The 25,281-nt window shown below is 70.9% G+C and carries 23 protein-coding genes; 17 read left to right on the top strand and 6 right to left on the bottom strand.

Annotated features, from left to right (window positions below; all coding sequences use genetic code 11):
• The first annotated feature begins 21 nt into the window (after nt 1-21).
• Both BMY74_RS27400 and BMY74_RS27395 read left to right on the top strand, forming a co-directional pair.
• Complete coding sequence (locus BMY74_RS27400) at nt 22-1,608, top strand: acyl-CoA synthetase (RefSeq protein WP_089921126.1); 1,587 nt, start codon at nt 22-24, stop codon at nt 1,606-1,608.
• Complete coding sequence (locus tag BMY74_RS27395; RefSeq protein WP_089921123.1) at nt 1,589-2,677, top strand: NAD(P)H-dependent flavin oxidoreductase; 1,089 nt, start codon at nt 1,589-1,591, stop codon at nt 2,675-2,677. The genes BMY74_RS27400 and BMY74_RS27395 overlap by 20 nt, the downstream gene beginning before the upstream one ends.
• Here the strand turns inward: BMY74_RS27395 and BMY74_RS27390 are convergent.
• Both BMY74_RS27390 and BMY74_RS27385 read right to left on the bottom strand, forming a co-directional pair.
• Nucleotides 2,661-3,572, bottom strand: a complete 912-nt coding sequence (locus tag BMY74_RS27390; protein WP_089921121.1) for an acyl-CoA dehydrogenase family protein — start codon at nt 3,570-3,572, stop codon at nt 2,661-2,663. The genes BMY74_RS27395 and BMY74_RS27390 overlap by 17 nt on opposite strands.
• An 11-nt stretch (nt 3,573-3,583) precedes the next feature.
• A complete protein-coding gene (locus BMY74_RS27385; RefSeq protein ID WP_089921118.1) occupies nt 3,584-4,744 on the bottom strand; it encodes an acyl-CoA dehydrogenase family protein in 1,161 nt (386 codons plus the stop codon).
• 45 nt (nt 4,745-4,789) lie between these two features.
• On the opposite strand from BMY74_RS27385, the gene BMY74_RS27380 reads away from it, so the two are divergent.
• The 9 genes from BMY74_RS27380 (at nt 4,790) to BMY74_RS27340 (ending at nt 13,813) form a co-directional block, all read left to right on the top strand.
• Entirely contained in the window at nt 4,790-4,981 is a 192-nt protein-coding gene (locus BMY74_RS27380; protein ID WP_089921115.1) for a ferredoxin, read from the top strand.
• Between the two features lie 78 nt (nt 4,982-5,059).
• Entirely contained in the window at nt 5,060-6,145 is a 1,086-nt protein-coding gene (locus BMY74_RS27375) for a Zn-dependent alcohol dehydrogenase (RefSeq protein WP_089921112.1), read from the top strand.
• Between the two features lie 9 nt (nt 6,146-6,154).
• Entirely contained in the window at nt 6,155-7,003 is an 849-nt protein-coding gene (locus BMY74_RS27370; protein WP_089921110.1) for an SDR family NAD(P)-dependent oxidoreductase, read from the top strand.
• An 8-nt stretch (nt 7,004-7,011) separates the two neighbouring features.
• Complete coding sequence (locus tag BMY74_RS27365; protein WP_089921106.1) at nt 7,012-8,517, top strand: aldehyde dehydrogenase family protein; 1,506 nt, start codon at nt 7,012-7,014, stop codon at nt 8,515-8,517.
• A complete protein-coding gene (locus tag BMY74_RS27360; protein WP_089921104.1) occupies nt 8,518-9,267 on the top strand; it encodes a glucose 1-dehydrogenase in 750 nt (249 codons plus the stop codon).
• Between the two features lie 73 nt (nt 9,268-9,340).
• Entirely contained in the window at nt 9,341-10,822 is a 1,482-nt protein-coding gene (locus tag BMY74_RS27355; protein ID WP_089921101.1) for an alpha/beta hydrolase, read from the top strand.
• A gap of 91 nt (nt 10,823-10,913) precedes the next feature.
• The gene (locus BMY74_RS27350) at nt 10,914-12,026 is read left to right on the top strand and encodes a MalY/PatB family protein (protein ID WP_089921098.1); all 1,113 of its coding nucleotides are present in this window, start codon (nt 10,914-10,916) and stop codon (nt 12,024-12,026) included.
• A 66-nt stretch (nt 12,027-12,092) separates the two neighbouring features.
• Nucleotides 12,093-13,043: an ATP-binding cassette domain-containing protein gene (locus tag BMY74_RS27345; RefSeq protein WP_089921096.1), complete on the top strand. Its 951-nt coding sequence runs from the start codon at nt 12,093-12,095 to the stop codon at nt 13,041-13,043.
• Complete coding sequence (locus BMY74_RS27340) at nt 13,040-13,813, top strand: ABC transporter permease (protein ID WP_089921088.1); 774 nt, start codon at nt 13,040-13,042, stop codon at nt 13,811-13,813. Before BMY74_RS27345 ends, BMY74_RS27340 begins: the two co-directional genes overlap by 4 nt.
• A gap of 19 nt (nt 13,814-13,832) precedes the next feature.
• Here BMY74_RS27340 and BMY74_RS27335 read toward each other — a convergent pair whose 3' ends face one another.
• Nucleotides 13,833-16,862 (bottom strand): AfsR/SARP family transcriptional regulator, encoded by a 3,030-nt coding sequence (locus tag BMY74_RS27335; protein ID WP_089921086.1) that lies wholly within the window; start codon nt 16,860-16,862, stop codon nt 13,833-13,835.
• 79 nt (nt 16,863-16,941) lie between these two features.
• Here BMY74_RS27335 and BMY74_RS27330 point away from each other — a divergent pair, with 79 nt between their 5' ends.
• Nucleotides 16,942-18,210, top strand: a complete 1,269-nt coding sequence (locus BMY74_RS27330; RefSeq protein ID WP_089921083.1) for a lanthionine synthetase LanC family protein — start codon at nt 16,942-16,944, stop codon at nt 18,208-18,210.
• On the opposite strand, the gene BMY74_RS27325 is transcribed toward BMY74_RS27330, so the two are convergent.
• Together BMY74_RS27325 and BMY74_RS27320 are read right to left on the bottom strand one after the other, a co-directional pair.
• Nucleotides 18,207-19,211 carry an LLM class flavin-dependent oxidoreductase gene (locus BMY74_RS27325; protein ID WP_089921080.1) on the bottom strand — a complete coding sequence of 335 codons (1,005 nt, stop codon included), beginning with the start codon at nt 19,209-19,211 and terminating at the stop codon, nt 18,207-18,209. The two genes, BMY74_RS27330 and BMY74_RS27325, sit on opposite strands and share 4 nt — an antisense overlap.
• Before the next feature lie 73 nt (nt 19,212-19,284).
• Nucleotides 19,285-20,154, bottom strand: coding sequence for a LysR substrate-binding domain-containing protein (locus BMY74_RS27320; RefSeq protein ID WP_089921078.1), 870 nt, complete (start codon nt 20,152-20,154; stop codon nt 19,285-19,287).
• 77 nt (nt 20,155-20,231) lie between these two features.
• Here BMY74_RS27320 and BMY74_RS27315 point away from each other — a divergent pair, with 77 nt between their 5' ends.
• The 5 genes from BMY74_RS27315 (at nt 20,232) to BMY74_RS27295 (ending at nt 24,879) form a co-directional block, all read left to right on the top strand.
• Nucleotides 20,232-21,458, top strand: a complete 1,227-nt coding sequence (locus BMY74_RS27315; RefSeq protein ID WP_089921075.1) for an aspartate aminotransferase family protein — start codon at nt 20,232-20,234, stop codon at nt 21,456-21,458.
• 69 nt (nt 21,459-21,527) lie between these two features.
• On the top strand, nt 21,528-22,520 hold the full coding sequence (locus BMY74_RS27310; protein WP_089921072.1) for a sensor histidine kinase: 993 nt from the start codon (nt 21,528-21,530) through the stop codon (nt 22,518-22,520).
• Nucleotides 22,517-23,143: a response regulator gene (locus BMY74_RS27305; RefSeq protein WP_089921069.1), complete on the top strand. Its 627-nt coding sequence runs from the start codon at nt 22,517-22,519 to the stop codon at nt 23,141-23,143. The genes BMY74_RS27310 and BMY74_RS27305 overlap by 4 nt, the downstream gene beginning before the upstream one ends.
• Nucleotides 23,144-23,284: 141 nt before the next feature.
• Entirely contained in the window at nt 23,285-23,803 is a 519-nt protein-coding gene (locus tag BMY74_RS27300; RefSeq protein WP_177229946.1) for a VanZ family protein, read from the top strand.
• Nucleotides 23,800-24,879 carry a glycosyltransferase 87 family protein gene (locus BMY74_RS27295; protein ID WP_089921065.1) on the top strand — a complete coding sequence of 360 codons (1,080 nt, stop codon included), beginning with the start codon at nt 23,800-23,802 and terminating at the stop codon, nt 24,877-24,879. Before BMY74_RS27300 ends, BMY74_RS27295 begins: the two co-directional genes overlap by 4 nt.
• Here the strand turns inward: BMY74_RS27295 and BMY74_RS46310 are convergent.
• The gene (locus BMY74_RS46310) at nt 24,876-25,262 is read right to left on the bottom strand and encodes a carbohydrate-binding protein (RefSeq protein WP_245786409.1); all 387 of its coding nucleotides are present in this window, start codon (nt 25,260-25,262) and stop codon (nt 24,876-24,878) included. The genes BMY74_RS27295 and BMY74_RS46310 overlap by 4 nt on opposite strands.
• Nucleotides 25,263-25,281 lie beyond the last annotated feature (19 nt).

Raw genomic sequence — 25,281 nt, 5'->3', positions numbered from 1 at the left:
ACACGTTCTACTTTGCCTACCATGGCCCTCAACGTCGCAGACCTCGTTGAACACGCCGCCGACACCGTGCCCGACCGGACCGCGCTCGTCTGCGGCCCGAAGAGGGTCACCTACGCCGAACTCGAGGCGCGAGCCAACAAACTGGCTCACCACCTGGCAAAGAACGGCGTGACGCAGGGTTCGCACGTGGGCCTCTACGCGCGCAACTCGATCGAACTGGTCGAGGCCATGCTCGCGGTCTACAAGCTGCGGGCCGTGGCCATCAACGTGAACTACCGCTACACCAAGAACGAGTTGCACTACCTCTTCGGTGAAGCGGACCTGACCGCGCTGGTGCACGAACGGCGGTACGCGCCGTTGGTCGCGGAGGTCGGCGCCCCCGGCCACACGGTCGTGATCGACGACGAAACCGAGGAACCGTTCGAGGGCGCGGACTACGAGACCGCGTTGAGCGAGGAGTCCGGCGAGCGGGACTTCCCGCCGCGCAGCCCCGACGACCTCTACATCCTCTTCACCGGTGGAACCACAGGCATGCCCAAGGGCGTCATGTGGCGGCACGAGGACGTGTGGCGCACGCTCGGCGGCGGCATCGACTTCGTCACCGGCGAGCGGCTCACCGACGAATGGCACCAGGCGAAGTCCGGCAAGGACTACGGGCTCGTCCGGCTGTGCCTGCCGCCGCTCATCCACGGCGCGGCGCAGTGGGCCGTGCTCGGCGCGTTGTTCAGCGGCAGCACGGTGGTGCTGGTGCCCAAGTTCGACCCCGTCGAGATCTGGCGGGTGATCGAAAGGGAAAAGGTCCAGGTCGCCGTCATCACCGGGGACGCGATGGGCCGGCCGCTGATCGAGGAGTTCCAGCGCGGCACCTACGACGGCTCGTCGCTCTACATCCTCAACAGCAGTGCCGCGCTGTTCTCCTACACCGTCAAGAAGCAGTACCAGGAGCTCCTGCCGCACACGACGCTGCTGGAGTCGATCGGGTCGAGCGAGACCGGGTCCACCGGCATCGGCGCGGTGCCCAAGGAGATCGTGCAGACCGACGGCACCAAGGTGAAGCTCAACGAGGACACCATCGTCATCGACGACGACGGCAACAGGCTCGAGCCGAAGCCCGGCGTGATCGGCAAGCTGGCCCGCGGCGGGCACATCCCGATCGGCTACTACAAGGACCCCGAGAAGACCGCGCGGATGTTCGTCGAGGTCGACGGCAAGCGGTTCACGGTGCCCGGCGACTTCGCCCGCTTCGAGTCCGACGGCGACATCACGTTGCTGGGACGCGGCAACACGTGCGTCAACACCGGCGGCGAGAAGGTGTTCCCCGAAGAGGTCGAGGGCGTGCTGAAGTCACACCCCGACGTGTTCGACGCGCTCGTGATCGGCGTCCCGGACGACCTGCTCGGCCAACGGGTCGGCGCGATCGTCCAGCCGCGTGACGGCACCACGCCGACGCTGTCCGAACTGGACGCCCACGTCCGCGAGACCCTCGCGGGCTACAAGGTGCCGCGGTCGTTGTGGCTCGTCGGCGAGATCGGCCGCACCCCCAGCGGCAAACCCGACTACCAGTGGGCGAAGCGCCACGTGGAGGACCATGCGCACCAGCCTGTGTGACGAGCTGGGCATCGAGCACCCCGTCTTCGGCTTCACGCCGTCCGAGCACGTGGCGGCGGCGATCAGCAGAGCGGGCGGGCTCGGTGTCCTCGGGTGCGTGCGGTTCAACGACGCGGAGGACCTCGACCGCGCATTGACGTGGATGGACGAGAACACCGACGGCAAGCCGTACGGCGTCGACATCGTCATGCCCGCCACCGTGCCGAAGGAGGGCACGCAGATCGACCTCGCCGGGCTCATCCCGCAGAGCCACAAGGACTTCGTGGCCCAGACCCTGCTGAAGCTCGGTGTGCCACCACTGCCCGACGGCGAAGGCGGCGAGGGCGTGCTCGGCTGGCTGCACTCCGTCGCGCGCTCGCACGTCGACGTGGCCCTGGAACACCCGATCCGGCTGATCGCGAACGCCCTGGGCTCGCCTCCCACCGACGTCATCGAACGGGTGCACGCGGCGGGAGTGCCCGTGGCGGCGCTGGCGGGCAAGGCCGAACACGCGCGCCGGCACGTGGCGAACGGCGTCGACATCGTGGTGGCGCAGGGGTACGAGGCCGGTGGCCACACGGGTGAGGTCGCGACGATGGTGCTGGTGCCGGAGATCGTCGACGCGGTCGACGTGCCGGTGCTCGCCGCCGGTGGCATCGGCTCGGGACGCCAGGCGGCCGCGGCGATGGCGTTGGGCGCGTCCGGGGTGTGGATGGGCTCGTACTGGCTCACCACGGCCGAGTACACCCTCGGCAACTCCAGCACCCAGGAGGCGTTGCTCGCCGCCGGGTCCAGCGACACCGTCCGCACCCGCATCTACACCGGCAAACCGGCGCGGCTGCTGAAGACGCGGTGGACCGAGGCGTGGACGTCGGACGAGGCACCGGACCCGCTGCCGATGCCGTTGCAGAACATCCTGGTCAGCGAGGCGCACCTGCGGATCGCCCGGTCCGACGACCCGTCCGTGGTGTCGATGCCGGTCGGGCAGGTCGTCGGGCGCATGAACGAGGTCCGCCCGGTCGCGGACGTCCTGGCGGACCTGCTGCGCGAGTTCGACGAGACGGTCGAACGCCTCACCAAGCTGCGCTGAGCTTCAGGAGCTGGGCGGTCGCCCCGCCCAGCTCGAACTCGTGGCGCTTGGCCGCGGTGAAGTAGCGGTGCACGTCGTGGCTCATGTCGATGCCGGTGCCGCCGTGGACGTGCACGGCCGTGTGCGCCACGCGGTGCCCGGCGTCGGCCGCCCAGAACTTGGCCGTCGCCACCTCCTCCGTCGCGTCCATGCCCTCGGAGAGCCGCCAGGCGGCCTGCCACAGCGTCAGGCGGATGGCCGCGACGTCGATGTACGCATCGGCGAGCCGTTGTGCCACGGCCTGGAAGCTGCCGATCGGCCGGTCGAACTGCACGCGGGTCCGCGCGTACTCGGCCGTGAGCTCCAGGGCGCGTTCGGTCACGCCGAGCTGGAGCGCGCACAGGCCCAGCGCGTACCGCGTGAGCAGCCAGCCGGGGGTGAGACCGGGCACCAGGTCACCGCCGGAGTGCTCGAACGAGCCCGCGTCCGAGCCGTCGACCAGTTCCTGCGGCGTGATCTCCAGCTCGCCCGCCTCGACCAGGAACACCTGTTCGCCCTGCGGCACCAGGAAAGCGGCCGCGGTGCTCGTGAACGGCACGGTCGTCTTCACGCCGTCGGCCTCGGAGAGCGCGACCGACAGCACGGTGCCGGGCGTCAGCCAGCGTGCGCGCTGCTCGGGCGTGCCGAACTCCGCGAGCGCCGACGCCGCCACCGTCGTGGGCAGGTAGGGGACGTCCGAGACCGCGCGGCCCAGTTCGACCAGCACCGCGCACTGCTCCAGCACACCGAACTCGCCGGGCTGCTCGGGCACGACACCGGACTTGACGAGGTCGGTCCACGGGGAGTCGGACGAGTCGAGGATCTTGCGGGTCAGCGCGGCCAGCTCGCGCTGCGCCTCGGTGAGCGTGAAGTCCATGGCAGTGCTCCTCACCTGGGTACCGCGGGGAGCCCGAGGCCCGCGCGCGCGATGATGTCCCGCTGGATCTCGTTGGTGCCGCCGCCGAACGTGAGGATCAGCGACGAGCGGTGCATGCGTTCGACCCGGCCGTGCAGCAGCGCTCCCGGCGAGCCGGCGCGCACGATCCCGTTGGCGCCCAGCACCTCCATGAGCAGCCGGTAGCCCTCGGTCGCGAACTCGGTGCCGAACACCTTGGTGGCGGACGCCTCCGCCGGGGAGGGCGCCTCGTCGGAACCGGACGCGATCCGCCAGTTGATAAGCTTGAGGAACTCGGTCTTCGCGTGCACGCGGGCGAGGTGCAGGCGCACCCACTCCTGTTTCGCGGCACCGGTCTCGTCCGCCCATCGACGAACCTCGCGCAACGCGGTCTGCAGCGGCGCGGCCGAGCACAACGCGACGCGTTCGTGGTTGAGCTGGTTGGTGATGAGCTTCCAGCCCTGGTGCTCCTCGCCGATGAGGTTCTCGGCCGGCACCCGCACGTCGTCGTAGAAGGTGGCGCTGGTCGTGGGGCCGGACATCGTCGGCACAGGCGTCCAGGAGAAGCCCGGAGCCGTCGTCGGCACCATGATGACGCTCAGGCCCTTGTGCCGCCGCGACTCCTGGTCGGTGCGGCAGGCCAGCCAGACGAAGTCGGCGTACTGGATGAGGCTCGTCCACATCTTCTGGCCGTTGATCACGTACTCGTCGCCGTCGCGCACGGCCCGCGTGCGCAGGCCAGCGAGGTCGGTGCCCGCCTCCGGTTCGGAGTAGCCGATGGCGAAGTGCAGCTCGCCGGACGCGATCTTGGGCAGGTAGAAGGCCTTCTGCTCGGGCGTGCCCAGCGACATGATCGTCGGCCCGATGGAGTTCAGCGTCAGGAACGGCACGGGCGCGCCGGCCGCCGACGCCTCGTCGAGGAAGATCAGCTGCTCGAGCATCGGGCGGTCGCGCCCGCCGTACTCCTCGGGCCAGCCGATGGTCAGCCACCCGTCGAGCCCCATCTGGCGGACGGTGTCCTTGTAGACCGCGGCGTCGCCGTAGTCGCCGCCACCGGAGAGCCCGGCCTTGCGTTCGGGCGTCATGAGCGCGGCGAAGTACGCCCGCAACTCCTGGCGCAACTGCTCCTCTTCGGGCGTGAAACCGATGCGCATGACCGCTACTCTAGAACAAGTTCTACTTGATGTCAGGAGGCCGCGATGAAGGTCGGCGTCGACCCTTCGCTGTGCGAGGCGCACGGGGAGTGCATGTCCATCCTGCCCGAGGTCTTCGATCTCGACGACGATGAAGTTCTGCAGATCCGGGAGGGTGAACTCACTTCCGGCGAGGAGGCTCCCGCGGAACGCGCGGTGGCGTCGTGCCCCAAGGGCGCACTGCGGCTCTCACGCTGATGGGCCTTGTCATGAACAAGAACAGATTCTAGTGTGCCAAACGTACTTCGGCCGTGAGCTCAGCGAGGAGTGATACCGGTGAAGGCTGCCGTGCTCAACCAGGTAGGCGACGACAAGCTCGAGCTCCGCGACGACGTGACCACGACACCCGTCGGGCCGCAGGAGATCCGCATCAGGATCAAGGCGTGCGGTGTCTGCCACAGCGATCTGTCCGCAATGGACGGAACTCTTCCCGCCCTGGCGCCCGGCGTCGTCGGTCACGAGGGCGCCGGTGAGGTCGCCGAGATCGGGAGTGCCGTCACGTCGCTCGCGGTCGGCGACCACGTGGCGATCACGTTCGTGCCGCCGTGCGGGAAGTGCGCCCAGTGCGTGACGGGTCAGGCACACCTCTGCCTCGTGCACACCATCTCCGCGTTCACGTCGCCGAGGTTCGTCGTCGGGGGCAGCCCGGCCTTCGGCTACGCCGGGCTCGGCGCGTTCGCCGAGGAGATGGTCGTGCCCGCCGACGCCGCGGTGAAGATCGACGACGACGTGCCGTGGGACGTCGCCGCGCTGCTGTCGTGCGGCATCCTGACCGGCGTCGGCGCCGTGCTGAACACGGCGAAGGTCGAACCCGGTTCCAGCGTCGCCGTGATCGGCTGCGGCGGTGTGGGCATCGCGGTGATCCAGGGTGCCCGGCTCGCCGCCGCGGCGAAGATCGTCGCCGTGGACCCGGTCGAGGAGAAGCACGACGTGGCGCGGAACTTCGGCGCGACGCACGCGACCGCGCCCGACGGCATCGCGGACCTCAACAACCAGCTGAACTCCGGCATGGGCTTCGACTACGTGTTCGACGTCGTCGGCCTGCCCGCGACGATCCGCCAGGCGTGGGACCTGACCCGCCGCGGCGGCCACACCGTCGTCGTCGGCGCCGGACGGGCGGACGCGATGGTGTCGTTCAGCGCCCAGGAGCTCTTCCTGCACGACAAGACCCTGCACGGGTCGTTCTACGGGACGGCGAACTTCCGCCGCGACGTGCCGCGCATGATCGCGCTGTGGCGCCAGGGGCGGCTCGACCTCGAAGGCATGATCTCCAAACGGATCAAGCTCGAGGACGTGAACGAGGGACTGCAGGCGTTGCGCGGCGGTGGATCGCTGATCCGCCAGGTGATCCTCTTCGATTAGGAGTCTTCTGTGGACCTTGAGGGGAAGGTCGCCGTCGTCACCGGCGCCGGTGCGGGGCTCGGCCGCGCGGAAGCGCTGGAGCTCGCGCGGGCAGGCGCGTCGATCGTGCTCAACGACCTGCCGGGAGCGGCGGACGCCGCCGCGGCCGAGATCGAGGAGCTGGGCGCGAAGTGCGTGGTCGTCGAGGGGGACGTGGGGGAGCGGGCCACGGCCGACGCCCTCGTCGCCGCCGCGGTCGAGCAGTTCGGCGGGCTGCACGTCGTCGTCAACAACGCGGGCGTGCTGCGCGACCGGATGCTGTTCAACATGACCGACGACGAGTGGGATCTGGTCGTGCGCGTGCACCTGCGCGGCCACTTCCTGTTGTCGCGCAACGCCGTCGCGCTGTGGAAGCAGCAGTCGAAGGCGGCGGGGGAACCGGTCTGCGCGCGGATCGTGAACACCTCCTCGGAGGCGTTCCTGCTCGGGTCGGAGGGCCAGGCCAACTACGCGGCGGCCAAGGCGGGCATCACGGCACTGACCGTGGCGACCGCGCGGGGCACCAGCCGCTACGGCGTGCGCGCCAACGCGATCTGCCCGCGCGCCCGCACCCGGATGACCGCGCACGTGTTCGGCGACGCACCGGAAGGCGACGACTCGCTGGCGCCCGAGCACGTCGCGAAGTTCGTGGCGCACCTGGCGGGACCGTCCGGGGACAGGATCAACGGACAGGTCTTCGTCGTGCACGGCGGCATGGTCGCGCTGATGGCGCCACCGACCGTCGAGCAGAAGTTCAGCGCGTTCACCGATCTCGACGGCTACTTCGCCGATCGCGATCTACAAAGGACTTTCGCCTGTACGGACACGATGGCCCTGTAGGAGGAGCTGTGACGCTCACCGTCCAACCGCACCGCGAGACGCTGGGCCTCAAGGACGGCCGGCTCCTCATCGGAGGCGAGTTCCGCGAGGCGGACGAGATCTGGACCCACCACCACCCCGCCACGGGCGAGGAGATCGGCAGCTTCGCCGTCGCGTCGGCGAAGGACGTGGACGCGGCCGTGCTCGCGGCCCGCAAGGCGTTCGACGAGGGGCCGTGGCGCCGCTCGACGGCGAGCCAGCGCATAAAGGTCCTGCGCAAGTACGGCGACCTGCTGCGCGAGCACTCCGACGAGCTGCGCGGCCTGCAGGCGCTCGACAACGGCGTGCCGCTGTCGTTCGGCCAGATCTACGCCACCTCGGTCGGCATCGCGGCCGACATCTTCGACCACCACGCCGGCTGGATCGACAAGGTCGGCGGCCAGACCCTGCCGCCGTACCAGGGCGGCGACCACCTCGCGATGACGTTCCGCGAGCCCGTCGGCGTGGTCGCGGCGATCCTGCCGTGGAACGCGCCCTTCGTGCTGTTCGCCCAGAAGCTCGCACCCGCGCTGGCCGCCGGCTGCACGGTGGTCGTCAAGCCGTCGGAGTACGCGTCGTTCTGCGTGATCCGCATGGTCGAGCTGCTGATCGAGGCGGGCCTGCCCGAAGGCGTCGTCAACCTCGTCACCGGACCCGGCAACCCGACCGGCGAGGCGCTGATCACCCACCCCGGCGTCGACAAGATCAGCTTCACCGGCAGCCGCGCGATCGGCCGCCGGATCGTCGAGGCCTCGGCCGGCACGATGAAGCGGGTCTCCCTGGAACTGGGCGGGAAGTCGCCCGCGATCGTGTTCGCGGACGCCCCGAACGTCGGTCTCGCCGCGATGACCTGCATGGGCATGGTCACGATGGGCCTGTCCGGCCAGGCCTGCGTCGCGCACACCAGGGCGTTGGTGCAGAGGGACGCGCAGGACGAGTTCATCTCGATGGCCCAGATGCTCGCGACCGCCGTGACGTTCGGCGACCCGTTCGACCCGGCGGTGCTCGCCAGCCCGCTGATCAACGGCAAGCAGCTCGACCGCGTGCTCGGCTTCATCGAACGCGGCCAGGAGGAGGGCGCGCGCCTGGTCACCGGCGGCACCCGGCTCGACGGCGACTACGCGTCCGGCAACTTCGTCGCCCCGACGATCTTCGCCGACGCGAGCAACGACATGGCCATCGCCCGCGAGGAGATCTTCGGCCCGGTGCTCACCGTCGTGCCGTTCGACGACGAGGAAGAAGCCGTCCGCATCGCGAACGACACCGAGTACGGCCTCGGCGCGGGCGTCTACACCAACGACGTCCGCCGCGCGTTCCGCGTCTCGAAGGCGCTGCGCGTCGGCATGGTCGGCATCAACGGCTTCCAGCTCGAACCGCACATCCCGTTCGGCGGCTACAAGCAGTCCGGCCTCGGCCGCGAGGGCGGGCAGAGCGCCTACGAGGCCTACACCGAGCTCAAGACCGTGATGATGCCGCTCACCGACGAGATGATGTAGATGCGGCTCACCGGGAAGGTCGCCCTGATCACCGGCGCGGCACGGGGTCAGGGCGCGGCCGCCGCACGCCGGTTCACCGCCGAGGGCGCCCAGGTGATGATCACCGACGTCCTCGACGACCAGGGCAAGGAGCTCGCGGCCGAACTGGGCGCCGAGTACTGCCACCTGGACGTCTCGTCGGAGGAGTCCTGGGCCGAGGCCGTCGCGTTCACCGTGCAGACCTTCGGCGAGATCACGGTGCTGGTGAACAACGCCGGAATCCTGCACTTCTCCGCGCTGGCCGACACCTCGCTCGCCGACTACCAGCGCGTGATCGGCATCAACCAGGTCGGCACGTTCCTCGGCATGCGCTCGGTCGTGCCGTCGATGAAGGCGGCCGGCGGCGGCTCGATCGTGAACGTGTCGTCCGTCGAAGGCCTGGGCGGGATGCCGTACCTGACGGCGTACACGGCGTCGAAGTTCGCGATCCGCGGCATGACGAAGGTCGCCGCGATGGAGTTGGGACAGCACGGGATCCGGGTGAACTCGGTGCACCCCGGCGCCATCGACACGCCCATGGTGAGCGAGGCGCTGGGGCGGCCGGTCGACGTGTCGCCGATCGGCAAGAAGCTGGCGCTGCGGCGGATCGGGCAGCCGGAGGACGTCGCGAACGTCGTGTTGTTCCTGGCCAGTGACGAGAGTGCGTACTGCACGGGCGGCGAGTTCGTGGTGGACGGAGGGGCCACGGCCACACATGCGTTGAACGGTTGACGTTTGACCCACGCAACCCAGTTGATCTCCACGGCGTCTTCGTGGTCGAGAGGTCAGAACTGGGGAGCTTCATGTGAGATCACTACTGTTGACGGCCGCGCTGGTCGTAGGCCTGGCGCCGGCCGCGCTGGCGGCTGAGGAAGCGCAGACGCCCGTCCTGTCGTGGCAGGACTGCCAGGACGGGTTCCAGTGCTCGACGGCGAAGGTGCCGCTGGACCACGACCAGCCGTCCGGCGCGAAGGTCGACCTCGCGCTGATCAGGCTGCCCGCGACCGACCCGTCCAAGCGGATCGGCTCGCTGTTCGTGAACTTCGGCGGGCCCGGAGCGTCCGGTGTGGACCGGCTGCGGGCCCGCGGCAAGTGGGAGTGGCTTTTCTCCTCCGAACTGCGGTCGCGGTTCGACGTGGTGTCGTGGGACCAGCGCGGGGTGGGCCGTTCGGCGACCGTGCGCTGCTTCGACAGCGTCGACGAGCAGCAGGCGTTCCTCAACTCCATCCCGGTCTACCCGGACACGGCGGCGGAGGAACCCGCGTTCTACGACAGCTACCGCGAGTTCGTGCGGCGGTGCGAGGAGAAGTCCGGCGACCTGCTGGACCAAGTGTCGTCGGCCAACACGGCCCGTGATCTCGATCTGCTGCGCAAGGCCGTGGGCGATAAGAAGCTGACGTACCACGGCATTTCGTACGGCACGCACCTCGGCGCGATCTACGCGAACCTGTTCCCGGACAAGGTGCGCGCGCTCGCGTTCGACGGCTCGCTCGACTTCGTGGGCAACGCGACCGGGCACGGTGACCAGGGCACGACCGTGCCGCTCGACACCCGCCAGGACGTGCCGCGCGGTGTCGCCGAGACGTTCGACAAGTTCCTGGAGCTCTGTGCCGCTCCCGGTGCGCAGTGCGCGTTCGCGGGTGGTGACCTGAAGCAGAAGTGGGCGGACCTCGTCGCGAAGGTGACGGCGTCGCCGGTCACGACTCCGGACGGGCGGTTCGACCGCGTCTCGCTGATCAGCACGGTGTGGGACTCGCTGGCCCAGCCGGACACCTGGCAGAACACCGCCCGCGTGCTGCAGGGCGTGTGGGAGGCCCCGGCGTCGCTGACGGCGTCCGCCGACTACGTGTCGAACCGGTTCGAGGCGTTCAACGCCGTGCAGTGCTCGGACAGCGACTTCCCGCGCGACCCGGCCGCGTACTCGCGGTACGGCGAGAGCGAGGACGAGCGCGTGCCGTACTGGGGTCGTGCGGTGGTGTTCGACATGATGGCCTGCGCGTTCTGGCAGGGCCGGGACGAGGACCGCTACACGGGTCCGTGGAACCGCCGGACTTCGGCGCCGATCCTGTTCGTCAACAGCAGGTTCGACCCGTCCACGCCGCTGCACGGTGCCCAGGACGGCGCCGCGGAGATGGCGCGCACCGGGTTCCTGACCGTCGAGGGCTACGGGCACACGTCGATGTACGTGCGCAGCACGTGCGCCGAGAAGGTGAAGCGCGAGTACCTCTTCACCGGTGTGCTGCCCGCTCAGAAGACCTGCGGCATCGACAGGTCGCCGTTCGCCTGATCCGCTTCGCCGGCAGGGGCCGCACTCCCACCGGGGGTGCGGCCCCGCTGGGCACGTGACGGCCCGCGCCGGGTGATCTACCTTGAGGTTCATGCCGAACCCGCTGAGCCAGGTGTCGTGGGAACGGGTGCGGCAGCGCACCAGCGCGAAGTGGCGGGAGTTCCCCGAGGACGTGCTGCCGCTGTGGATCGCGGAGATGGACGTCGACCCCGCCGAGCCGATCAGGAAGGCGATCGCCGACGCGCTCGCCCTCGGTGACACCGGCTATCCGGCGGGCACCGCCTACCCCGAGGCGCTCGCGGGCTTCGCGAAACAGCGCTGGGACTGGGACCTGCCGGTCGGGCGCACCGCTCTCGTGTCCGACGTGATGCTCGGCGTGGTCGAACTGGTCAAGCTGGTCTCCGGGCCCGGCGCTCCGGTGATCGTCAGCCCACCGGTGTACCCGCCGTTCTACCTCTTCGTCCGGAGCATGGGCCGCGCGGTCGTGGAGGCACCGCTGCGCAACGGGCGCCTCGACCTGGAGGTGCTGGAGAGGACGTTCCGGCACGTCAAGGCCGACCGCCCGGTGTACCTGCTGTGCAACCCGCAGAACCCGACCGGCGCCGTCCACACCGCGGAGGAGCTGACCGCGCTCGCGCGACTGGCCGCGCGGTACGGGATCCGCGTGATCGCCGACGAGATCCACGCGCCGCTCGTCTCCGCGAGCGCGAGGTTCGTTCCCTACCTCAGCGTCGACCCCGTCGGCCTGTCGCTCATGTCGGCGTCGAAGGGCTGGAACCTGGCGGCGGTGCGGGCGGCGGTCGCGATCTCGAACACCGACGAGCTCGCGACACTGCCCGAGGAGGTCAGCCACGGGCCGAGCCACTTCGGCGCGATCGCCCACGCCGCCGCGTTCCGGGAGGGCGGCGCATGGCTCGACGCGTTGCTGCAAGGCCTCGACGAGAACCGCAGGCTGCTCCAGGACCTGCTCGCCGAGCACCTGCCGGAGATCGGCTACCGGCCCTCCGAGTCCACCTTCCTGGCCTGGCTCGACTGCCGGGCAGTCAGCGACGACCCGGCGGCGTTCTTCCTCGAACGGGGGCGGGTCGCCCTGATGTCCGGCGCCGGCTTCGGCAGCGGGGGAGAGGGCCACGCCCGGTTCAACATCGGCACCTCACCCGAGATCATCACCGAGGCCGTGCGCAGGATGGCCGCCAGCCGCTGACAGCGCGCTGCCAGCGGCCTGCCAGCGCGGCGGCGCACAGTTCCTCCTGAACCACAGGGAGGAACGATGGCACTCGCGATCAGGGCAGAAGGCCTGGTCAAGCACTACGGGGAGACCAAGGCGCTGGACGGCGTCGACCTCGAGGTGCCGGAGGGGAGGGTCGTGGGCGTGCTCGGGCCGAACGGCGCGGGCAAGACCACGGCGGTGCGGGTGCTGGCGACGTTGCTGCGCCCGGACGCGGGACACGCGACGGTGCACGGGCACGACGTCGTGAAGGACCCGAGGGCGGTGCGGTCGCTGATCGGGCTGACCGGGCAGTACGCGTCGGTGGACGAGGACCTGTCCGGCACGGAGAACCTCGTGTTGCTGGCCCGGCTCCTGGACTTCTCGCGCGCGGGGGCGAAGGCCAGGGCACGCGAGTTGCTGGAGCAGTTCGAGCTCACCGACGCCGCCGGCCGGGCCGCCAAGACGTACTCGGGGGGCATGCGCCGGCGGCTCGACCTCGCGGCCAGCCTGGTCGGCAACCCGTCCGTGCTGTACCTCGACGAGCCGACGACGGGGCTGGACCCGCACGCCCGCAACGAGGTGTGGGCGGTGGTGCGCAAGCTCGTCGCGAACGGCGTGACGGTCCTGCTCACCACGCAGTACCTGGAGGAAGCCGACCAGCTCGCGGACTCGATCACCGTGTTCGACCACGGCCGGGTCGTGGCGCAGGGCAGGCCCGACGAGCTGAAGCGGCGCGTCGGCGGGCAGACGCTGCAGGTGCGGCCGACGTCGTTGCGCGACCTCGACAGCGTCTACCGGATCCTCGGTGACCTCACCGGCGCGCGGCCGACGCGGGACGACGACACGGGACTGCTGACGGCGCCGGTGAACGACCCGGTGCTGCTGTCCACCCTGGTCCGCAAGCTCGACGAGGCCGGCATCACCGCGGACGAGCTGGCGCTGCGGCTGCCCTCGCTCGACGAGGTGTTCCTGGCGCTGACCGGCAAGCAGACCGAGGGGAGCCTGGCATGAGCACGATCGCGCTGGACCGGGGAGCGCGCCACGGCCTCGCGCTGGCCTGGCGGGGAATCCTCAAGATCCGCAAGAACCCCGAGCAGCTGGCGGACGTGACGCTCGCGCCGATCGTCTTCCTGGTGATGTTCACCTACCTCTTTGGCGGTGCGCTCGCCGGGAACACCGACGCCTACCTGCAGATGCTCGTGCCGGGCATCCTGGTCATGAACATCCTGCAGGCCAGCATGACGGCGGGCGTGCAGCTGAACACGGACGTCTCCAAGGGCGTGTTCGACCGGTTCCGCTCGATGCCGATCGCCCGGTCGGCGCCGCTGATCGGCGCGGTGCTGGCGGACATCGTGCGGTACGTCGTGTGCATCGTCGTGCTGCTGGTCGTGGCCACGGTCATGGGCTTCCGGGTGCAGACCGGTCCGGCGGAGCTGCTGATCGCGGCGGGGCTCGCGATCCTGTTCGGGCTGTGCTTCTGCTGGGCCTCGGTGTTCGTGGGCATGCTGCTCAAGACCCCGCAGGCCGTGCAGGGACTGATGTTCGTGCTGATCATGCCGCTGACGTTCGGCAGCAACGTGTTCGTCGGCACCTCGACGATGCCGGGCTGGCTGAAGGCCTGGGCGGACATCAGCCCGGTCAGCCTCCTGTCGGACGCGCTGCGCGGGCTGCTCAACGGCGGCGCGATCGCCGGGCCGCTCACCGGGTCGCTGATCTGGATGGTCGCCGTGGTCGCGGTGTTCTTCCCGCTCGCGATGTGGGCCTACCGCAAGCGCGTGTGAATCGCGGAAGAGGCGGGTCTCAGCCGGTGCTGAGGCCCGCCTCTTCGCGCACCCGTCGCAGCGCCTCGGCCTTGGTGATCGTCAGCCGTTCCGGCTCGCCGAGCTCGGCGACCAGCCGCCGCACGTCCGGGTCGCCCATGTCGAGGCGGCCGCGGATCACGTGGGCGAGAGCGAGCACGCGCACGGTCGCGTCGTCACGGCCCTGTGCGTGGCGGACGAGGGCGAGCAGTTCGGTGACCGTCGCGAGGTCCGGCATGTCGGCCCGTTCCGACGTCGTCCGGACGGCCTCCGCGGTGAAGGCCGCCGCCCCGTCCAGGTCTCCGTCGGCGAGCGCGATGCGCGCGTCGAGCATGGCGGCCCACTCCGCGACGAACGACCCGAACGAGGCCGACGCGGTGGCCTGCTGCCGGAACGACCGGCTCAGCGCGCGTGCCTGCTCGACGTCCCCCGCCCGCAGCACGACCTCGGCCTTGGCGTAGCCGAGCATCGTGGACAGCTGGTCGTTGCCGACGTCCCTCACGAACTGCTCCGCCGCGACCACCTCGCGCGCGGCCGCCGCGTGGTCGCCCATCCGGGCGTACTCCGCGGCGAGCCGCCACCGCTGCTGCACGGCGTCGTCCTGCGACCGCAGTTCCGTCGCCACCGCCAGCCCGCGTTCGTAGAGGTCGATCGCCGCCTGGTTGTCGCCGGTGTGCGAGACGAACGCGGCCTTCATGCCGAGCGTCATCGCCGAACCCCACCGGTCGCCGATGGCCGTGAACTGGTCGTACGCGCGGTCGCGGGCCTGTTCGGCGCCTTCGAGATCACCCTCGTCGACGAGCATGAAGCTGAGCGCCCACTCCGCGCCCGCCCGCGCCCACGCGTCCTCGCTCGCCGCCGCCCGCTGCACCTCGCGCCGCGCGAGCTCGGTGTTCTGGCTCAGGAACGCGAGCATCGGCAGCGCGATCGCGAGGGACGGGTACTTCTGGACGGCGCCGCTGTTCACGCAGCTCTCGATGACCACCGCGGCCTCCGCCGGGTCCGTCACGCCGGGCACCGCGGCCATGATGAGCTGCATCGCCCGGAACGTCGCCGCCCGGTCGGGCGGCAGCAGGTCACCGAGCGCGAGCACGTCGCGCACGGACGTCTCCGCGCGTTCGTTGTCGCCCTTGACGAGCCAGTACCAGAACGAGCCGCCGAGCAGGTCCGCGGCCAGTTCGACCTCGCGGTCGTCGATCGCCCCGCGCAGCGCGGAGATGATGTTGTCCTGCTCGGCCTCGTACACGTCGATCGCCTCGAGCTGGCGCGCGGTGCGGGTGAGCGGCTCCCACCGCTCGGTCAGCTCGCGGTAGTAGCGCCGGAACCGGCCGACGACCTCCCGCTTCTCCCCGGACGCGTCGAGCTGCTCGTCGGCGTAGACCCTGATCGTCTCCAGCATCCGGTAGCGCGGCTCGCCGTCGATCTCGACGGCGTCCACGATGGACTTCTCGACCAGGGACGTGAGCACGTACAACGCGTCCGGCAGGCAGACGGCCTCGATCGCGTCCAGGTCGGCACCCGCGGGGAACACCGCGAGCCGCCTGGCGAGCCGCAGCTCCTCGTCGGTCAGCAGGTCCCAGCTCCACTCGACGACCGCGCGCAACGTCCGCTGGCGCGGCAACGCCGTGCGGCTGCCCGAGGTGAGCAACCGGAACCGGTCGTCGAGGCGCTGGGTGATCTGCCGGATCGTCATCGACCGCAGCCGGGCGGCCGCCAGTTCCAGCGCGAGCGGCATGCCGTCGAGCCGGCGGCAGATCAGCCGCACGTCGTCCACAGTGGACTCGTCGAGTCGGAAGCCGGGCTTCACCGCGCTCGCCCTGTCGAGGAACAACCGCACCGAGCCGAACCCGGCCACGTCCGCCTGCCCGTTCGGCACGGCGAGAGGGCCGATCTGGCACAGCGACTCGCCGTCGATCGCGAGCGGCTCCCGGCTGGTCGCGAGCACGCGCAGGTTCGGCACCCGGCGCAGCAGCTCGGTGGTGAACTCGGCCGCGGCGCCGATGAGGTGCTCGCAGTTGTCGAGCACCAGCAACGACTCCCCGGCGCCGAGCACCTCGGCGATCCGGTCCATGCCCTCGGCGGCCCGCCGCCTCGGGTCGCCGGTGAACGTCAGCTCGAACGCGCTGAGCACCGCGCCGGCCAGGTCCTCCGCCGCCCGGATGCCGGCCAGCGCCGCGAACCACACGCGCCCCTTGCCGTGCAGCGGATGCCGTGCCGCTACCTCGGTGGCGAGCCGCGTCTTGCCCGCCCCGCCGGGCCCGACGAGCGTCACCAACCGGGCCTGGCCGAGCAGCGCGGCGATCTCCGCGAGCTCGTCGTCCCGTCCGACGAAACTGGTGAGCCGCACCGGCAACCGGTCGACGACGGGACGCGGCCCCAGCTCGCCGCGCAACGCCGCCAGGTGGACGTCCTGCAGCTCCTGGGAGGGGTCGACGCCCAGTTCGTCCGCCAGCCTGCCGCGGACCTCGGCGTAGACGCCCAGCGCGTCGGACTGCCTGCCCTGCGCGCACAACGCCCGCATCAGCAGCCCGGCCAGCCGTTCCCGCAGCGGATGCTTCTCGTGCAACGCCGTCAGCGCGGCGACGTCCAGCTCGCCCCGGTCCTCCTCCGCGGCGAGCCGTGCCTCCTCGAGCCGCGCGGCCGTGGGCCCGGCGAACGGCGCCTCCCGCACGTCGGCCAGCGCGTCACCCCGCCACAGCACCAGCGCCTCGTCCAGCCGCCCGGCGGCTTTGAGCCGTTCGAACCGGAACACGTCGACGTCCTCGGTCGCGACGCCCAGCCGGTACCCGCCCGGCTCCAGCGCGACGGGACAGACCTTGCGCAGCCTCGACACCAGCGACTGCAGCGCGTTCCCGGCGTCGGCGGGCGGCTGCTCACCCCAGAGGTCGTCGATCAGCGTCGTCGTCGGCACCGGACGGCCGGGGTCGAGCGCGAGACGGGCCAGGAGCATGCGGACGCGGGCACCACCGATGTCGACCGGTGTGCCGTCGTCGGCCTCGACGGCCGTCGGTCCCAGCAATGCCACGCGCACGGTTCCAGCTTTCCAGATCACGAGCGGCGACCAGGTGCGAACACCCGGTGCGCGCGCCCGCCCGTGCGATCATCGGGGCATGGCGACGTTCTGGGGGACCGCCGAGGCTGCTTGGCGATGGGTGCTCGACCAGGTGCGGCACGACGCCGACGGGGTGTGGATCCCGGAGTTCCGGGGTGGTGACCTGGAACCCCGGTGGCGCGAGGACATGTACTCGGGTGTCGGCGGGCTGGCGCACGTGCTGGCGGAGATCCGGTTGTGCCGGGAGTGGACGGCCCGTGAGCAGGAGCTGGCGGACGCGATCGCGGCGAGGGTCGGGGCGAGGACCAGCGCGACGGACGACATCAGCTTCTTCAGCGGGACGGTCAGCGCGATCAGCGTGCTGACGGCGCTGGGGGCACCCGGTGCGGACGAGGCGGTCGCCAGGACGCTCGAGCTGTCCACACCGGACGGGTGGCCCAACGAGCACCTCGTGCCGCCGAGGTTCCGGGAGGGGGCCCGGTGCCACGACCTGACGGTGGGCACGGCCGGTGTGTTGTTGGGCGCGGTGTGGGCACGGCGTCGCGGCGTGGCGGGGGCGGAGGAGCTCGCCGACCTCGCGGCCGGAATCCTGCTGGCCGAACGGGAAGAGGTGCCTGCCGGGCTCAACTGGCGGATGGTGCCGGTGCGGTTCTGCGTCGAGCAGAGGGAGCTCCCGAACTTCTCGCACGGCCTCGCGGGTGTCGCGACGGCGCTGGCCCTGGCCGGTGCCGAGTTCGGGCGACCGGACCTCGTCGAGGCCGCCACCGCCGGTGCCGAGCACCTGGTGGTCCTGGGCGACCGGTCCGACGGCGGGTTGCGCCTGCGGACGCGGATTCCGCAGATCGAGGAGGTGGACGAGTTCAGCTACGGCTGGTGCCACGGCCCGACCGGGACCTCGTTGCTGTGGCCCGCGCTGGGGCGTGCGGGCGTGCCCGAGGTGGCGGGCGTGGAGGTCGAGGAGTGGCGACGGCGTTGCCTGCACAGCGTGCGCGTCTCCGGGCTGCCCGAGCGCAGGTACCCCGGTTTCTGGGACAACGACGGCCGGTGCTGCGGTACCGCTGGTGTCGGTGACGTGCTCCTGGACTCCGGGCAGTACACGGACTTCGCGCTCCACCTCGCCGACGTGGTGGTGGAGCACGCGATCCCGGACGGCGACGGGGTGTGCTGGCGGTTCACCGAGCACCGCGACGAGGAACCGTTGCTGCCGCCCGGCGTCGGCTGGATGCAGGGGGCGGCGGGCATCGCCGGGTTCCTGTTCCACGCCGCACGGGTGGCCGAGGGCGACACGCGGTCTGTGCCGCGCATCGACACCTGGTGGACGCTCTAAGCCGGTGACCAGCCCAGTTCCGGACCGAGCTTCGTCGCGACGTCGGTGAGGATCTGCACGTAGTCCTCGTGGTCGAAGCTGAACGGCAGTGCGAACGCCACCTCGTCGACCTCCTGGAACGCGAGGTGCGCGTAGAGCTGCTCGGCGATCTCGGCCGAGGTGCCGATCAGGTCGCGTTCGAACATCATGCTGCGCGGCCCGAACGTCTTGCCGATCCGCCCGGCCCGTCCGTCGACGTAGGCCTGGTACTTCGCGCGCTGCTCCGGCGACGCCGAGTCGGTCGGGATGACCACGAGGCCCTGCGAGACCCGCCCGCCACCGGCCTCGCGGAACGTCCTGATGTGCGACAGCTGGGTCTCGGCGAAGTCCTCGGAGATCTCCGACTGGGCCACGTTGCTGGTCAGCAGGTTCAGGCCGTGCTCGCCCGCCCACCGCGCCGACCGCAGGCTGCCGCCGCCGTACCAGATGCGGTCGCGCAGGCCCTGGGCGTGCGGCTGGACGCGGTCCGACCACACCTCGATGCCCTCGACGCCGCTGAACGACACGACCTTCTCGCCGCCCACGAAGTTCAGCAGCCGCTGCACCCGGTCGTAGCTGAAGTTCTCGACGTCCGCCGTCTCGGGGTAGAGCGCGCCCTTGACGTCGTCCCAGTGCATCGGCGGTCCGACGCTGATGCCGGGGTTCAGCCTGCCGCCGGACAGCACGTCGACCGTGGCCAGGTCCTCGGCGAGGCGCAGCGGGTTCTCCCAGCCCAGCGGGATGACGGCGGTGCCGAGCTGGATGCGGCTGGTCCGCTGGGTGGCGGCCGCGAGCACCGCGACCGGCGAGGAGATGCCGAACTGCAGGTGCCGGTGCCGCACCCACGCGCTGTCGAACCCGAGCTCCTCGCCCAGCACGATCACGTCGAGCGTGTTCCGGTGGCCCGCCCCCGGATCGTGCTCGTCGAACAGCCCGATGGTGAGAAAACCGAGCTTCCGCAACGGCTCTGACTTCCGCGGCACGGAACCCTCCTTCGACGTCTCCTCCCAAGTTTAGATGACATCTCAACTAGTTCCGGATGGTGAGAAACGAGCGTCACCTCTCGTCCGACTGCGAGCGGGTGTGCAGGGCGTCGAGCACCGCGGTGATCGCGGCGCGCGAGTCGCGGCGCACGGCGGCGGTGATCCTCCTCGTCACCGGCAGCTCCCTGGTGACCACGTCGAACCGGCGGTCGACGGCCAGCGCGGGCAGCACGGCGACCGCGAGCCCGGCCTCGACGTGCTCGAGCGTCAGCATGTAGTTGCTGAACCGGCCGACCACCCTCGGCTCGAAGCCCGCCTGCCGGCACAGCCGGGTGGCGAGGTTCGCCATGTACGAGCCGGGGACGTCGAACGCCCACGGCTCGTCCTTGCACGCCGCGATGTCGTTCTTCGGCTGGCCGGGTGGCGTGAGCAGCACGATCGGGTCCTCGCCGAGCGGCACGACGTCGATGTCGCGCGGCACCGGTTGTTCCACGAAGTCGGTGGTCGTGATGATCACGTCGACCTCGCCCGCGAGCAGCGCGGGCATGCTGGCGTGCGGTTCCATCTCGACGATCTCGACGTGCAGGTGGGGGTGGTCGAGGCGTTGGATCGCGGGCACGGCGAGCGTGTGGATCGAGCTCTGGAAAGCACCGAGCCGGATGAGGCCGGACGGCTCCTGGCTGAGCTCTCGCAGCTCGGCCTCCACCGCCTCCATCTGGTCGAGGATCGACCGCGCCCGGCGGGCCAGGATCAGCCCTGCCGAGGTGAGCCGGACGCGCCTGCCGGTCCGTTCGAGCAACTGCGTGCGCGTCTCGCTCTCGAGCACCGCGAGCTGCTGCGACACGCTCGAAGCACTCAGGTTCGCGGCCTGCGCCACGGCCCGCACGGTGCCCAGCGCGTCGAGCTGGCTGAGCAGGCGCAGGCGCCACGGGTTGAGCGTCATGCTGTGCAGTATTTCCGAACAGCGAGCGTGGCATTGTGAGATGGACCTGTTGCTCGGCCGGTTTTAGCGTCTCGGACATGGACACCTTCTGGGACGACGTCGACCGCCACCTCGTCCGCTACGGCGGCACGTTCACGCGCGAGATCATCGACAGCGCGTCGGGGAGCTTCCTGTTCACCGAGGACGGGCGCCGGGTCCTCGACTTCACGTCCGGGCAGATGAGCGCGATCCTCGGCCACTCGCACCCGCGCATCGTCGAGACGGTGCAGCGCCAGATCGCGAACCTCGACCACCTGTTCAGCGGCATGCTCAGCCGCCCGGTCGTGGACCTGGCGCGGCGGCTGTCGGACACGCTGCCCGCCGGGCTGTCGAAGGTGCAGCTGCTGACGACCGGCGCGGAGTCGAACGAGGCCGCGCTGCGCATGGCCAAGCTCGTCACCGGCAAGCACGAGGTGGTGGCGTTCGCCCGCTCGTGGCACGGCATGACCGCCGCCGCGGCCGCCGCGACCTACAGCGCGGGCCGCAAGGGCTACGGCCCCGCCGCGCCCGGCAACTTCGCGATCCCGGCGCCGTCCGGCGACTGGCAGGCGCAGCTCGACCTGGCGTTCGACCTCATCGACGCCCAGTCCGTGGGCTCGCTGGCCGCCTGCATCGTCGAGCCGATCCTGTCGTCGGGCGGGATCCTCGAACCGCCGGTCGGCTACTTCGCCGCGTTGTCCGAGAAGTGCCGCGAACGCGGGATGCTGCTCATCTTCGACGAGGCCCAGACCGGCCTGTGCCGCACGGGCACCTGGTACGCGTTCGAACGCGACGGCGTGGTGCCGGACATCCTGACGCTGTCGAAGACCCTCGGCGCCGGCCTGCCACTGGCCGCCGTGATCACCTCGGCCGAGATCGAGGCGGAGGCGCACGCCCGCGGGTACCTGTTCTTCACCACCCACGTGTCGGACCCGCTGGTCGCGGCCGTCGGCAACACCGTGCTGGACGTGCTGACCGAGGAACGCCTCGACGAACGGGCGGCGAAGCTCGGCGCGTTCCTGCGCAACGGCCTCGACGACATCGCCGCGAAGCACGACCTGGTGACGGACGTCCGCGGGCGCGGGCTGCTGGTGGGTCTGGAGATCGCGGACGAGTCGCTGTCCGCGCCGATCACCCAGAGGTGCCTCGACCTGGGACTGCACATGAACATCGTGCAGATCCCCGGGATGGGCGGGGTGTTCCGGATCGCGCCGCCGCTGACGGCGACGGAGGAGGAGCTGGCGCTCGGGCTGGGCGTCCTGGACGAGGCGATCGGCGCCGCCTGACCACTTGGCCATCCGCCTCGGTCCGACAGCCGAGGCGGGTGGTCCACCGGCTCTCCTACGATCGCCCGCATGCGGGTACACCATCGGCCGTTCGTCGCCACCGCGGTCGTCTGTGCGGCCGTGTTCGTGATCACCGGGCTCAGCAACGGTTTCAGCCGGGCGTTCTTCCAGGACGCTCCCGGTGTCGGCCAGACGCTGTTGCGGACCCCGTTCGTGGCGACCGTCCAGGCGCTCCTCGTGCTGGGAGTCGTCTTCTGGCTGGCCTGGAAGGCGCCGCTGTGGCCGGCGGTGGCGTTGGTGACGGCACTGGAACTGGTGTCCGCGCACGCCACCTGGGTCAGCTTCCGCTTCACCTACCTCCCGCTGGTGCTCGCGGCCGGCCTGGTCGCCGTCGGCGCGGGGCTGTACGCGCGCCTGTTCGAGCGGTCACGGGCGGAGCGGGCCGCCGCTGCGGAGGAACGGGCACGACGCGACGAACGCCTCGACATGGCCCGCGAGCTGCACGACGTGGTGGCGCACCACGTCACGGGCATGCTGGTGCAGGCACAGGCCGCGCTCGTCGTGGCGGAGCAGGACAAGGACAGGGCGTGCGGGATGCTGAACGGCATCGTCGACGGCGGGACCGACGCGCTGGGCGCGATGCGCCTGATGGTCAGGACGTTGCGGGACAACGGTGCCGCGGCCGCGACCGGTGACCTCTCCGCCGACCTGCTGCAGCTGGTGGAGAAGTCCGGGCTGCAGGTGCGCGCGAACGTCGAGCTCCCCGCGGACGTGCCGCCGGAGCTGGGGCGGTCGGTGCTCCGGCTGGTGCAGGAGTCCCTGACCAACGTCCGCAAGCACGCCGTCGACGCGACCGACGTGGAGGTGGACGTGCGGCTCGGCGCCGGCGCGGTGATGCTGTCCGTTGTGGACAACGGCACGGCACGGCCCTCGCACTCCGGCGGGTTCGGCCTGGTGGGCATGCGGGAACGCGTGCACGAGCTGGGCGGGCGGTTCTTCGCGGGGCCCACCGGGGAAGGCTGGCTGGTCACCGCCGAACTGCCGCTGGAGGTGCGCGCGTGATCTCCGTGCTCATCGCGGAGGACCAGGACATGGTGCGGGCCGGGTTCCGGCTGATCCTCGACGCGCAGCCCGACATCAGCGTGGTCGCGGACGTCGCGGACGGGATCAGCGCCGTCGAGCAGGCCCGTTCGCTGGAACCGCAGGTGTGCCTGGTGGACGTGCGGATGCCGGGGCTCGACGGCCTGGAGGTCACCCGTCAGCTCGCTGCGCACACCCGTGTCGTGATCGTCACGACGTTCGACAGCGACGAGGTGCTGAACAAGGCGCTCGACCTCGGCGCGTGCGGGTTCCTCACCAAAGACGCGTCGCCCGGATTGCTTGCCGAAGCGGTCAGGTCCGCGGCGCGCGGCGACGTCCTCGTGTCACCGCAGGTGGTGCTGCGGGTGCTGCGCCGGTCGACGCCACCGGTCGCGTCCGCCGACGCCCAGGTGCTGACGGAGCGCGAGCTCGAGGTCGTGCGCCACGTCGCGAAAGGCTTGAGCAACAACGAGATCGCGGCCGCGATGAAGGTCTCCGTGTCGTCGGTCAAGGCCTACCTGGCGTCGGTGCAGACCAAGGTCGGCGCGCGCAACCGCGTCGAGATCGTGGCGTGGGCGTTCCGCGCGCACGTGGTGGCCGGCTGACCCGAGCCGTTCGGCCAGTCCCGGGGCCCGCGGGTGGCCTGATGGCCATGATCTTCCGTCCCCCGGGCCGATCCGGCGGGACCCGCTCCGCCGACAGGATCGTCCACATCGGATTTCGTTGTGGGCGAGGGGTTTTCAGTCGTGCTGAACGTGTGGTCGGTGGTGGGCGAGATCGGCAGGGCCTTGGAGAACCCGCTGATCGCGGGTGGTCTCCTGGTCGGGGCCGTGGTGCTGGGGCTCGGCGCGGGGTTCGCCGCGCGGAGGTTCGGGTGGCGGCCGGTTCCCGCGGTGTTCGCGGGGATCTTCCTGGGCGTCGTCCTCGGGGTGACGCTCTCGCGGGCGGTGCCCGACTGGGCGCGGTGGCCCGCCCACGAGTTCTGCCACGTCAACGGGTTCTCGCTGAACGGCTCGGGGGAGTTGCTGAACGCGCTGCTCTTCGTGCCGCTGGTGTGGTGCGCGGTCCTCGCGACGCGCCGACCGCTCGCGGTGGCGGTCTCGGCGGTCGCCCTGAGCGCGTCGATCGAGGTCGTCCAGCCGCTGATCGGCCGCGGGCTGTGCGAGACGCAGGACTTCCTCAACAACAGCGCGGGAGCCGTGGCGGCGGCTGCTGCAGCGGCCGGATACGTGGTGCTGCGCGACCGAGCGGTGGCCCACCGGTGAACGCCCGGAGGTTCTGGGCCGCGATCTCCGGCGGCCTGCTCGTGTGGGTCCTCGTGCGCAGCCTCGGCAGCGGTGTCCTGGACCTGAGGGTCTACCTCGCGGGCGGCGAGGCGTGGCTCGCGAGCACCGGCCTGTACACCGCGTACTTCCACGCGCCGGGCGGGTTGCCGTTCACCTACCCGCCCTTCGCGGCGATGCTGTTCAGCGCCCTGACACCGCTTCCCCTGGCCGCCGCGGCGCTGCTGTTCACCGCACTGGGCATCGGCCTCTTCACGGCGGCCGCCCGCACCTGGGCGGGGTTCGGCGTGATCGCGCTGTGCCTGCTGCTCGAACCCCTGCGCGTCACCCTCGACCTCGGCCAGGTCAACCTGGTCCTGCTCGGCCTGGTCGCCGCCGACTGCCTGCTGCCGCGCACGCCCTGGCCGCGGGGAGCGCTCGTCGGCCTGGCCGCCGCGATCAAGCTGACCCCGGCGGTCTTCGTGCTGTTCTTCCTGTGCCGCAAGCGCTGGAAGCCCGCCCTCACCGCCGTCGCGACGTTCGTGGCGTGTGCCGCGCTGGCACCCGGCCAGGCGAAGCAGTTCTGGTTGCACGCGATGCTCGACCCGGACCGCGTCGGCGGTGTCGCCTACAGCGCGAACCAGTCGTTGCGCGGCCTGTTCTCCCGGCTCGGCGCACCGGAGTCCACCTGGATCGTCGCGGCGGTGGCGGTGCTGGCGCTGACGGTCGTGGTGCTGCCCCGGCTGCGCGACGACCTCACGGCCCTCGTGGCGACGGCGGCGGCCGGGTTGCTGATCTCGCCGGTGTCCTGGTCGCACCACTGGGTGTGGATCGCGCCGGCGTTGGTGTTGCTGCGCGGCCGCGTGAGGATCGCCGTCGTGATGGTGTTCGCGGTGGGGCCGCACTGGTTGTTGCCGACGGCAGGCGACCGCGAGCTCGCGTGGACGTGGTGGCAGCACGTCGTCGGCAACACCTACGTCTGGCTGGGGCTCGCGTTCCTCGGCTGGTGCGCCGTGCGGGTCGGGCAGAGCCGGCTGGACGGGGCTCCCGTCCGGAACCCCGTCCAGCCGCAGCACTAGCGGGCGAACTGGAACCAGTTCACGTTGGCCAGGTCGCCTCCGGTGCCCCCGGTCGCCACCAGGTACAACCGGTGCACCCCGGTCGCGCCCGAGGCCGCGGCCGTGCGGCTCGTCCACGTCTGCCAGCCACCCGTGCTCGCCGCGGAGACGGTCGCGACCAGCGGGCCGGTCGGGCTGTCGAGGCGGAACTGCAGGGTGCCGCCGGCCGTGGAGCCGGAGGCGAGACGCGTGGTCACGGAGGTCGGCGGGGTGGCGCCGAAGTCGACGTCCGCGTAGGCCACGTAGTCGCCCGGCGTCAGGTAGCCGACGTTCTGGCCGCAGCCCGAGTCCGTGCAGCGCTCGACCTGGGTGCCGCGCTGGTCGTCGTAGTACGAGGCGCCGATGATGTTGTAGGGGTTCTGC

It is taken from the genome of Lentzea albida, from assembly GCF_900111005.1.
In the GTDB taxonomy this organism is placed as follows: Bacteria; Actinomycetota; Actinomycetes; order Mycobacteriales; family Pseudonocardiaceae; genus Lentzea; species Lentzea albida.
The sequence above is the reverse complement of the archived record's forward strand: the minus strand, read 5'-3'. Positions and strand labels throughout refer to the sequence as shown.